This window comes from Shewanella sp. 10N.286.51.B2 (assembly GCF_041469265.1).
GTDB lineage: Bacteria > Pseudomonadota > Gammaproteobacteria > Enterobacterales > Shewanellaceae > Shewanella.
The window spans coordinates 1-10,144 of record NZ_JBFRKH010000095.1; the positions used below are offsets into that span (position 1 = coordinate 1).

Consider the following 10,144-nt stretch of genomic DNA (forward strand, 5'->3'; position numbering starts at 1 on the left):
TGTTATAGCTTTATGCTTTCATGATAATGACCATTTGCAGCCAAACCACACATTTCATCATAAGCTGTTTGATATACCACATTAGCCCTGGAATAATAATGGCTTCGCAGCAGCGTCTTAGCCTCTGCGAGTGAATTAACTACTGTGCAAGCGCTGCCTGCTGTCAGTCCTGAAAAGTTATTATCCGCATCCACTACGCCCACCAGATAGTGAGTCGAATCTGCCACACCGATGATCGTTGGCTGACTGTCGTTATACACAGACTGCTCGAAGGTATTCAGCCCATGTTGACTCGTATCTCTTGGGTTATTAACGGTTTTATTTATACTAGGCATAGTGGTTCCTCGGATGTAATAACTGATGCTTAAAATCAAGCTTCATTAACTGCAGCGACTAACTGCGGCAATTTAAGACTTAATGACTGCTCTCAGCACTGAGTTGTTAAATAAATTACGTTCAATGTCCAAAAATTGTTCACTACAATGACTACAGCCACAGTCACAATCCCTTTTTCACCCACACTTAAAAGTAAAATTGTTACTGAAATGTTTACAACAATAGCCAATATATATCCCGCCCCGTAGCACTTGAAAGCGATTCCCTTCCCAAAGTGGCTCCCACACACATAAGTAATTTGTATAATTTCTAATTTACTGAAAATATTGAATAAATTATGGCAACCTAATATATAAATTTAACGAAACCATGAATTAATAGTCACTTATTTAGCGATTAAACAACCTGTTAACTCGGTCACATTAACAAGCTAAATACCTTTAGGTAACAACCAAAACAGAATCATTACTTGATTTAGATCAAGGTCTAATTAAAACCCTAGGTTAGAGTAAAGACTCTAAAGTAGAGTTATTACTCTAACTTTGGATGTTGAAGATCTATTCGAATAAGAACTAAACAAAAACGTGAATTTTTTTGAACATAGCTCCATCAGTTAGGAGCTATAGATTGCTAAATAACATGCTCTCGGAGGCATTATGGACATCCCAGTCTGGCAATATTTCGTATCAATGACAGGTTATATTGTTTTATTACTCGTTTTGGTTGAAGGTATGCGCCGAACACCAAGATTAACCGCCGCTTTTTGGCTACTTTCATTAGTGACAGCCCCACTATGGGCAGATCAACTTGACGGATGGTTCCGTTGGGTTAAGACGGTCAGTGTATTAATCCCCACTGCAATTGTTGTTGGTGGTGCCCGTATCGCGTGGCTATATCATCAAAACCCACACAAGGTGCTGGCTTTTTTCCGCGGCGACTGGGTGTTAAAATTTCTATATGCAGTTTTAGTGTTAAACATTGCAGAAGCCACATTAAAAGACTTTGCTACAGCAAACTACTTTAACGCAATCTGTGGTGTCATTCTTTGTGTCACTATTCCTTTCCCACGCTACAAAAATGGTAAACGTGTCTATTGGGTTATCGGTAAAGACAAACCAAACGACTTACTGTTTTATTCCACAGCGGCATGGAACTTCCTCTATACCACCTGGAACCTAGCCTTTGTATTCGGTGAGAGCCCTGCGTTCTTCGCAAGTTCATTCTGTATCTTGATGGCGGCAGAGCTATACCCATTAATCAAAGGTCGACCAGAGCTTTACGTAATCGCGCGTGTTTACACCTTGGCATTCCACCTACTGATCCGCGCTAACAGCGACGTGTTTGTACCACTAATGGATTCAAGCAGCTGGGCCAACGATAACGTGCTGTATTACTGGGGCGTCATCAACCTTGCTTTACACGTTCCTTTCGCAATTTGGTACTTCACCATGCAGAAGAAAAATGGTGAACCACCATTTGGTGAAAAGTCTCCACCACCATTAGTCAGCGAATTAGAAGATGATCAAACGGCTCAAGATAAGAAATTAGCAACAGCCTAATCACCTCCAACCGAATACTACATCGGTATTCGGTTAATACAACACGAGACGTTGTTATGAAACATAAACTAATAACACTATTTAGCGCGGTTTTTGCGTTAATGATGGTAAGCATCACCAGCGTAGCTAACGCTGATGACGCCATTAATCATCAAGTAGAAACTCAGCCGCTACCAGGGCAAATATGGCAAGGCACCAGAGACGGCAAACCCGGCGAAGGTAGCTTGTTTTATCGAATGGAATTTGCTGAAAACAATCTTGTCAGTGTCACTAAACAATCTGGCGGCTTTAATAAAGTCGAAACCCAGCGTTGGCAGCAAACTGCCACAGGTGTGGTGATTAGCAGCCAAGCGGGTGATGAGATTAATGACTTTGATGGGGCAACATTAACTTACGTTGACAGTGAAGAAATCCGCTTCACCTTAGCAGACGATGGCTTCAACATTCACAAATGGTATGAATACCGCGCTTATGGGCATGTATTACTGGTGCTATTTGGCTTAATTGCATTAAACGAAATGTGCCGACGCTACAAATGGAGTAACTACGTTTTTTGGTTCATCTTACCCATAGCGCTTATTCCACTGTGGTCAAGCTATGAGATCACCTACTGGTTCAAATGGGTAAAACTGTACTCAGTTGTTGGTGCTGCAGCCTTATTTACCTTAATCCGCTTTACCAAAGTCGGTGATATGAAATGGGCAAAATTCGGCGCTGCTGCATTCCTCGCGATTAATATTTCAGAAGCGGTAATGCAAGACTTCAGTATGGGTAATCTTGCCAATATCCTCAATGCAACTGGTGGTGTGCTATCTATTATCACCCTTGCAGGTTGGGCGAAAATTTTCTCAGACAAAAGTAAGCAGCAAGACATGATTTGGCCAGCAATGACCACATTTTGGATTATCGCCTACGACGTTTGGAATATTGTGTTCGTTTACCTCAATTTCCCAGGCTCTGCGACGGCGCAAATGATGGTGCTAATCGCAGCAACATTACCAGCGCTATTCATTAAAAAAGGCACTTGGTTACAGGCTCGAGCATTCACTTTAGCAGGCTCGTTCATGTACTACTTCAGCTGCCCATTCATGTACGAAAGTAACGTGGTTCCACTACCACGCAATGATGAACTCATGCTGGCAGCAGGTGCTGCTAGTTTCATCATTAATGCTGCTTATGCTTATGTATTCTTTAGTAAAAAATATACCAACACCCGTTTAATGGCAGGTTCATACCAAGCCCAATAAAACGTGAAGAAGTAATGGGTACTGGCGCAACCTATCGCCAGTACCACGAGGATTAGTCCTCAGAAATTTATAACGCTAATGATAAAAACTAATTAAAAACTAATTACAAAATAATGGAGTTACCATGAAAACACGCATTCTAAGTATGGCAATACTCGCTTCAATGACTTCTGGTTTAACTTATGCTGCTGACACAGAAGCAGATATTGATATGTCTAATCCAACTGATGTTTACACCTCTATTGGCGCATCATACGGCAGTGAAGGCATGAACATTAAAGGCCAATTAATGCTGTCGGAAAAAACCGCTGATTCAGGTCAAAAGAGTGGGGTTATTTTCGAAGCTAAAAATATCTTTAACGAGGGTGATAAAAGCCCTAAATTTACTGGGATGATAGAGCATCCTGATTACGGCCTTGTACCAACATTTAATGATGAAACCAGCAAGCGTTCGTACCGTTTACGTTATGGCACTATCAACACCACAAACGGCACCGGCTGGTCTATTGACGCCATCCTAGCTGACCATCCTTTTTATGGCAGCATGGCAGTGGTGCAAGCGGGTCCTGTGATGACGATTCCGGTTACTGATAACTTCTATATTTGGCCAATTTTATATGCCGGTGCTGTGGTCGTTGGCGATAACATGCAAGATATTACAGCTACAGACATCCCGGTAACCAGCAGTGGCATTGATGTTCCATCACTCATTTTAACCGGTATGGTTTATGCCCGTTATGCCTTTAATGATAACTGGTGGATGCTATTAAGCGCTTCTTATACCGAAGAAATGCAAGGCAAGTCATGGAGCGATGACATCATGGATGGCGGCTTACAAATGGCAAGCTTTAGCGGTGAATTATCTTTGGCATATCAAATGAACAAACGCCAAAACGTGCGAGTGAACTATAAAACAGACAATAGTGATAGCACTGATGATAGCTATTGGATTGAATATAACCACGCATTCTAGCCAGTGTATTTTTAACTAATAGCCACTAATGCTCTTTCGCTGCTAAATACCAAACTGTTTCAGTATTGGCAGCGCTTTTTAATCCTTAATGGAGGATGACATGATTAAACGCATTATTACCGCAACGAGCTTAATGTTCGTGTGTGCCAGCGCCTCAGCTGCCGTTGATATTTCAGGTGTCAGTGTGCCTGAAAACGTGACTTTAAATAACAGCACTATGGTGTTAAACGGCGCCGGAGTTCGGAGTAAATTTTTTATCGACTTATATGTCGGTTCTTTGTTTACCACCAGCACCAGTACCCAAGCACAACAGGTGATTGATAGCGACTCCCCAACTGCGATTCGGCTTAATATTACCTCAGATATGATCACCTCAGAAAAAATGATCGATGCCTTAAATGAAGGCTTTGATCGGGCAACAAACGGCAAAACGGAGCCGATTGCCGCCAGTATTGAATCCTTGATCAACTCTTTTTCTGATCCCATTAAGTCAGGCGATCAATTCACCTTAATGAGCGTGCCCGGTGAAGGTGTGATTAGTTACAAAAATGGCCAGCAATTGGCTGTCACTCCAGGTGAAGACTTCCGTAAAGCGGTGCTCAGTGTCTGGTTAGGCAAAAAGCCAACCGATAAAGGCCTAAAAAAATCGATGCTAAAAGGTTGATCTAAAACAATAAAAGTGACGATAACCATGGTCTAAGGCGATAACTGTTTGCCGCTGTCACCTTAGCCATGGTAAATCTAGAACAAATTTTAATAAATCAATAAAAAACAATAATTCAGATGTGAATTATTTAGTTTAGGCTAAGGTAAGTATTCGGTTTTTTATCCCCTAGGCCTTTTCTACTTTGTATTATAAGAGGCAACTTTATGACTCCTTTGGCAATGTGGCGTGCTGCTTTTTTCCCGACCAATAATACCTGGAATGACACTCAACTCAGGTATGTGGAAGTCATTCTATTTTTCTCACTTTTATCACTATTTACCGGCCTTTACAGTCTGTTTAAATGGCTGCAATTTGATCATAGTTTATTGATCTACACCTCTATATTTTTAATTATTGCCGAGATAAGTGCAGGCTTAATTTTGCGCTTGGCAAAAATGCCGACCCTCGCGCTTAATGTCGGTTTCCTTGGTATGGCTCTACATGCACTGAACCTTATTTATCAGGACGGTGGTGTGCTCAATTCAAGTCAGAGCCTATGGTTAACGGTATTACTGATCGCCTTCTTTTTAACTGCAGGTATTTTAATGGCGACGATTTGGAGTGCGCTGGTGATCGCAGCGTCATCTTGGATGCTAATGTTAGAGTTACAAGGGGTGAGCATTCCGGTTATGGAACTGTCTGATACGGCATACATGACAGAGGCTTGGTCTGGTTTATTAATGCCACTGATTATAATTGTTATCGCCCAAGCCTTTACCGCCAAGCAACGTAATAAAGCCATTGAGCATGCTGAAAAATCTCAGCATCAAACAGAAAAAGTCGCAAATGATGCAGAGCAAAGCGCCCAGCAATTATCGTCGATTTTACATCGCGCGGGTGACAATGCGGTGCAACTGTCTAGCATGGCTGAGGTACTTGAAACACAATCTGAAGACTTGCATCATCAAGTGGATGATTTAAATCAAAACTGCCAATCTCAGGCCAGCGCCGCTGAAGAAATGAACCAACAGCTTAGCCGGATGACTCAAGATGTTGAGCAGTCAGAATCATTTGTGGTCGATTTACGTAATCGCAGCCAACTTATCAATGATCAGGCTCAGCTAAGTGCCTCATCACTGGCGGCTACTACAGAAGCTATCAGCAAAATTTTAGTCAGTAATAAAGAAATTATGTCAGTGGCAGATTTAATTACCTCGGTGGCAGACCAAACCAACTTATTGGCACTCAATGCTGCCATTGAAGCGGCTCGCGCTGGTGAGCATGGGCGCGGTTTTGCAGTAGTGGCTGAACAAGTGCGCGAGCTGTCAGCTAAGAGTAATACCTCTGCAGTCGAAATTCGTAGCCTGTTAGATCGTAGCCAAAAAGAAGTGCTGCACGGCCAAAGTGTCATTGAGCAATCCAGTAATGAGCTCACCAGTATTATCGCTAAGGTCGCAGAGACCCTCAGTGATATCAATCAACTTGCCGATACCATGGTGCATCAAGTTCAGGCAGTTCAAGAACTTAATACTGCCAGCGCCGAAGTTGCTAGCAGTGTTGTTAAAACTCATCAAGTATCAGAGTCTGTTGCCAACCAAGGCGAGAAGCTTACCCACCAGGTTGAAACGCTAAAAAGGTTAGCAACTGATTTGAATATGGCAGTCAGTAGCTAGTATTGCCAAGCTGTAAATGCGAACCCTAACAAAGAGCGCTAACAAAGAACACTCGAAATTAGCACTCGTTCAAATATAAACCAGTTAAACAGCCTGTTGATAAAACTGTGATACAGATCTCTTGAGCACATGGGTAACATCACGCATGCTGTCAGTCCTTTTTGTTAAACTTTTTAATCGCTTAGCAAAAAGATCCGTTCGGATGAAGGTAGCAGGAGAGTGGGGAGCAACCCCACACCGACGAGGCAAGTTTGTTGGATGGTATTGATATCATTTAATAAACCACTCTTTCAGGTGCCACTTAGTGGTGAGGACTGTTACTGGACGAGCCTCTGGAGAGACTGTAAGCATTAGTGGTTCGCAGCTTAATGTCATTACAGCGCCGAAGGCGAAAGTGGCAGTTGAATTAATTCAACTGCTGCGAAACGCTCAGGCAAAAGGACAGAGGAGAGGATGACTGTATTCATTTATGGTCACTGTCGTTTTCTGCTGCGCCTAATGTCATCAATCATGATGAACACCTGCGTGAGCTGTATTCCTCAGTACCACAAATCCAGCCATTTCTTTTCCTCCTCCATATTAATTTTGTTGTTTAATATTCGAGGAATACCATGAATTTTCACGCGCTTTTAGCCGATATCAATGCCATTGTTTGGGGCCCTATAACCCTATGCTTACTGATCGGCACCGGGCTATATCTCACCATTCGCCTAAAATTACTCCAAGTCCTTAAGCTGCCACTGGCCTTAAGCTTATTATTTAAACCTGCTAGCGGCAAAGGCGACTTATCTTCCTTCGCGGCCTTATGTACAGCGCTATCTGCCACTATCGGTACTGGTAATATTGTCGGCGTCGCCACCGCGATTAAAATCGGTGGGCCGGGCGCCCTTTTCTGGATGTGGCTAGCAGCCTTCTTTGGAATGGCAACCAAATATGCTGAATGTATGCTGGCAGTAAAGTATCGCACCACCGATGCCAGAGGTAATATTGCTGGCGGGCCAATGTACTACATTGAGCGTGGTCTCGGCTTAAAGTGGCTAGCCAATATTTTTGCTATTTTTGGTGTCGGCGTAGCCTTTTTCGGTATCGGTACTTTCGCCCAAGTGAATGCCATTAGCGATGCCATGACCATTGCCTTTGATGTGCCGACTTGGGTTACCGCCCTCGTACTCACCACCCTTGTCGCTGCGGTGACGATCGGCGGCGTTAAACGCATTGCCAATGTGGCGCAAAAGTTAGTACCTACTATGGCGCTAGGTTATGTATTGGCCTGTTTGTGGATTTTATTTAGCTTTTCTGAGCAAATCATTCCGGCCATTGAATTAGTATTACACTCAGCCTTCGCCCCTATTGCTGCAGCAGGCGGTTTCTTAGGCGCAACGGTGGCGCAAGCCATTCAAATTGGTATCGCCCGCGGGGTATTCTCTAATGAATCGGGTTTAGGGAGTGCGCCCATTGCGGCCGCTGCCGCTAAAACTAAAGAACCGGTCGAGCAAGGCTTAGTCAGCATGACCGGCACCTTTTTTGACACTATTTTGATTTGTACCATGACAGGCTTAGTGCTGATTATCACCGGTGTGTGGAATGGCGATACTGCTGGCGCAGCAATGACCAGTGCAGCCTTTGCCTCTGGCGGCTCAGTGATTGTCGGCCAGTATGTGGTGACCATTGCTCTAGTGTGTTTTGCCTTTACCACCATTCTAGGTTGGCATTATTACGGCGAGCGTTGTTGGTACTACCTAACCAGCAAACGCTTAGGTGAACAAGGTATTAAACTATATCAGTTTATCTTTTTAACTTTGATTGCCGGCGGCGCGTTTATTCAACTAGACCTTATTTGGATGCTGGCCGATACCGTTAATGGCTTAATGATCATTCCGAACTTGATCGGGATTATTGGTTTAAGACACATTATCTTAGCCGAAACCAACAAGTACTTTGCTAAGCAGCTAGGTAAACATGCCTCTTACAATGCACTGGACTCAGCAGTTAAGTAACGAGGTTTACTGAAATACCTTAAGCCCTTTTTTAATGTTTAAAAACAGGCTTAAATAATAAAAAGGCGCAGTCAGTGAATGACTGCGCCTTTTTTGAAAGCTGATTATCTCAGCACACATCATCTTGATAAGCATCAAATTAACCTAGGGATTATTTAGCTGTGATGGTTTGTTTTACTGTGCTTTTTAGATTGTTCATAAAGGTTTTAAAGTGAGGCATAAAATCCAAAAATAGTGGATGCTTACGGTTTTGCATCATCACAGGCCCTAACAGTCGTAAGGCTACGGCGACTCTGGTGGCAAGCGGCGCTTCTAAGCCACTGCCCTTTTTTATATTTTCAACAGCGTTGAATAGGTCTTCCCTATCTTGAAACTCAAAGCTTAAGGTTTTGCCAGTATCTTGGCCTGAGATCTGCTCTTCAACGGTAATGCAGTAGCGATTTTCTCGGTTAATTTTAGGGATCATAATCTCTCTCCGGCTTAATGAAACAAGTTAAAACTAGTTGATAAGGTCAACTATAATTGCACTGGTTGATTTTGTCAACCATTTAATTGTAGCAATGTTAACCAGTAGAGAGCTGTTATAAGGTTTACACAGGGTTTGGATTAACTGGTTACGCTTCAGCAAGACGCAACCAGTTAGTTTGAGCTAGGACCTTGTTAGTTTCAGCCTGCTTTTTATGACGTTAAACTTTTAATTGCCGCGCATTAACGGCGACATTAAGCTTTAAGGCTTGGGCTTTAACACTTAAGCGTTAAGACTTGAGAAGTAATCATCCCAACTTTGATGCTTACGACCTGCAGCTTGGGTAAAGTCGCTGGGGTTATCTGATTTACCATTAAGTATGCCTTGGTAAATACCTGCAATCACCGTACCCATAAATTCACCCAGTTCAGCGGTGCGATCGTCGCGGTATTGCGCCACTGAAACAGGAATATATTTAAGGCTAAGCTCAAAACTCTTATTCAAGTATTCAGCCAATTGATATTGAGTTATTGACTCACCATGGAGGTTATAAACATGGCCGTTATGTTTATCTTCAGTCAACATGCAGGCATAGGCAAATGCCAGCTCTTTTCGAGTGGTGTAACCGCACTTGCCATCGCCAGCGCAATTGGAAATAAAGCCGGCCGCCTTGTAGCTATCAATATACTCAATATCTGGCTCAATATAGATACCGTTTCGGCCTATAACCCACTCAAGTCCTGAGCTCTGGACATCTAGCTCGGTTTGTCGATTACTCTGAATAACCGGAGAAAATGCAGTGTCTTCCTCAGCGCCTTGAACGCTGGTATAGACAATTTTTTTAACCCCTGCCTGCTTGGCTGCTTGAATAACATTACGATGCTGAGGAATACGCGCTTCAGGGGCTGCCATACCTGATACCAGTAATAAGGTATCGACACCATTAAGCGAAGTCTCAAGCTCAGCGAGATTATCGTAATCACCTGGGCGAACTTCAACCCCAAGGTGTTTGGCATTGTCGACGGTTCTAGCAAGGGCGATTACATTGTAATTGGGGCCTAAAGCAAGCAGGGCATTTACTATTGCAGCGCCAAGTTGACCACTAGCTGCTGTTACAGCAATATTCATTGGATATTCTCCTGTTCAAAGCATTTAATCCATCGGTGAGTGCCAATCTACAAAAATTAAAGCATAGCAGCTTATTTGCGCAGCCGAATAACTGCTAGCGAATAACCACAGCCGAATAG

At 43.1% G+C, this 10,144-nt stretch carries 9 protein-coding genes and 1 riboswitch; of the genes, 6 read left to right on the forward strand and 3 right to left on the reverse strand.

Translation table 11 applies throughout. From position 1 onward, the window contains the following. Positions 1-2: 2 nt before the first annotated feature. Positions 3-335 carry a DUF6482 family protein gene (locus tag AB4140_RS19260; protein ID WP_372002244.1) on the reverse strand — a complete coding sequence of 111 codons (333 nt, stop codon included), beginning with the start codon at positions 333-335 and terminating at the stop codon, positions 3-5. 657 nt (positions 336-992) lie between these two features. Between AB4140_RS19260 and AB4140_RS19265 the strand changes: the two genes are divergently transcribed. The 6 genes from AB4140_RS19265 to AB4140_RS19290 all read left to right on the forward strand — a co-directional run bounded on the left by AB4140_RS19265 (position 993) and on the right by AB4140_RS19290 (position 8,431). After that, entirely contained in the window at positions 993-1,895 is a 903-nt protein-coding gene (locus AB4140_RS19265) for a hypothetical protein (protein WP_102440696.1), read from the forward strand. Between the two features lie 56 nt (positions 1,896-1,951). After that, entirely contained in the window at positions 1,952-3,142 is a 1,191-nt protein-coding gene (locus tag AB4140_RS19270) for a DUF5692 family protein (protein ID WP_241900991.1), read from the forward strand. A gap of 124 nt (positions 3,143-3,266) precedes the next feature. After that, positions 3,267-4,115, forward strand: a complete 849-nt coding sequence (locus tag AB4140_RS19275; RefSeq protein WP_102440697.1) for a hypothetical protein — start codon at positions 3,267-3,269, stop codon at positions 4,113-4,115. A 100-nt stretch (positions 4,116-4,215) separates the two neighbouring features. Continuing rightward, the gene (locus AB4140_RS19280; RefSeq protein ID WP_102440698.1) at positions 4,216-4,779 is read left to right on the forward strand and encodes a chalcone isomerase family protein; all 564 of its coding nucleotides are present in this window, start codon (positions 4,216-4,218) and stop codon (positions 4,777-4,779) included. A 206-nt stretch (positions 4,780-4,985) separates the two neighbouring features. Further along, on the forward strand, positions 4,986-6,434 hold the full coding sequence (locus AB4140_RS19285) for a methyl-accepting chemotaxis protein (protein ID WP_102440699.1): 1,449 nt from the start codon (positions 4,986-4,988) through the stop codon (positions 6,432-6,434). Positions 6,435-6,756: 322 nt separating this feature from the next. Next, positions 6,757-6,889, forward strand: a riboswitch (glycine riboswitch). Between the two features lie 156 nt (positions 6,890-7,045). After that, a complete protein-coding gene (locus tag AB4140_RS19290; RefSeq protein WP_102440700.1) occupies positions 7,046-8,431 on the forward strand; it encodes a sodium:alanine symporter family protein in 1,386 nt (461 codons plus the stop codon). 151 nt (positions 8,432-8,582) lie between these two features. Here the strand turns inward: AB4140_RS19290 and AB4140_RS19295 are convergent, their stop codons facing one another. Together AB4140_RS19295 and AB4140_RS19300 are read right to left on the reverse strand one after the other, a co-directional pair. After that, positions 8,583-8,897 carry a DUF3861 domain-containing protein gene (locus AB4140_RS19295; RefSeq protein WP_372002247.1) on the reverse strand — a complete coding sequence of 105 codons (315 nt, stop codon included), beginning with the start codon at positions 8,895-8,897 and terminating at the stop codon, positions 8,583-8,585. A gap of 282 nt (positions 8,898-9,179) precedes the next feature. Beyond that, positions 9,180-10,025 carry an SDR family oxidoreductase gene (locus AB4140_RS19300; protein WP_102440702.1) on the reverse strand — a complete coding sequence of 282 codons (846 nt, stop codon included), beginning with the start codon at positions 10,023-10,025 and terminating at the stop codon, positions 9,180-9,182. Positions 10,026-10,144 lie beyond the last annotated feature (119 nt).

What these genes read in the sequence shown, in the direction of transcription:
- AB4140_RS19260 (WP_372002244.1), bottom strand. Translation starts at nt 335, where the DNA reads ATGCCTAGTATAAATAAAACCGTTAATAACCCAAGAGATACGAGTCAA.
- AB4140_RS19265 (WP_102440696.1), top strand. Translation starts at nt 993, where the DNA reads ATGGACATCCCAGTCTGGCAATATTTCGTATCAATGACAGGTTATATT.
- AB4140_RS19270 (WP_241900991.1), top strand. Translation starts at nt 1,952, where the DNA reads ATGAAACATAAACTAATAACACTATTTAGCGCGGTTTTTGCGTTAATG.
- AB4140_RS19275 (WP_102440697.1), top strand. Translation starts at nt 3,267, where the DNA reads ATGAAAACACGCATTCTAAGTATGGCAATACTCGCTTCAATGACTTCT.
- AB4140_RS19280 (WP_102440698.1), top strand. Translation starts at nt 4,216, where the DNA reads ATGATTAAACGCATTATTACCGCAACGAGCTTAATGTTCGTGTGTGCC.
- AB4140_RS19285 (WP_102440699.1), top strand. Translation starts at nt 4,986, where the DNA reads ATGACTCCTTTGGCAATGTGGCGTGCTGCTTTTTTCCCGACCAATAAT.
- AB4140_RS19290 (WP_102440700.1), top strand. Translation starts at nt 7,046, where the DNA reads ATGAATTTTCACGCGCTTTTAGCCGATATCAATGCCATTGTTTGGGGC.
- AB4140_RS19295 (WP_372002247.1), bottom strand. Translation starts at nt 8,897, where the DNA reads ATGATCCCTAAAATTAACCGAGAAAATCGCTACTGCATTACCGTTGAA.
- AB4140_RS19300 (WP_102440702.1), bottom strand. Translation starts at nt 10,025, where the DNA reads ATGAATATTGCTGTAACAGCAGCTAGTGGTCAACTTGGCGCTGCAATA.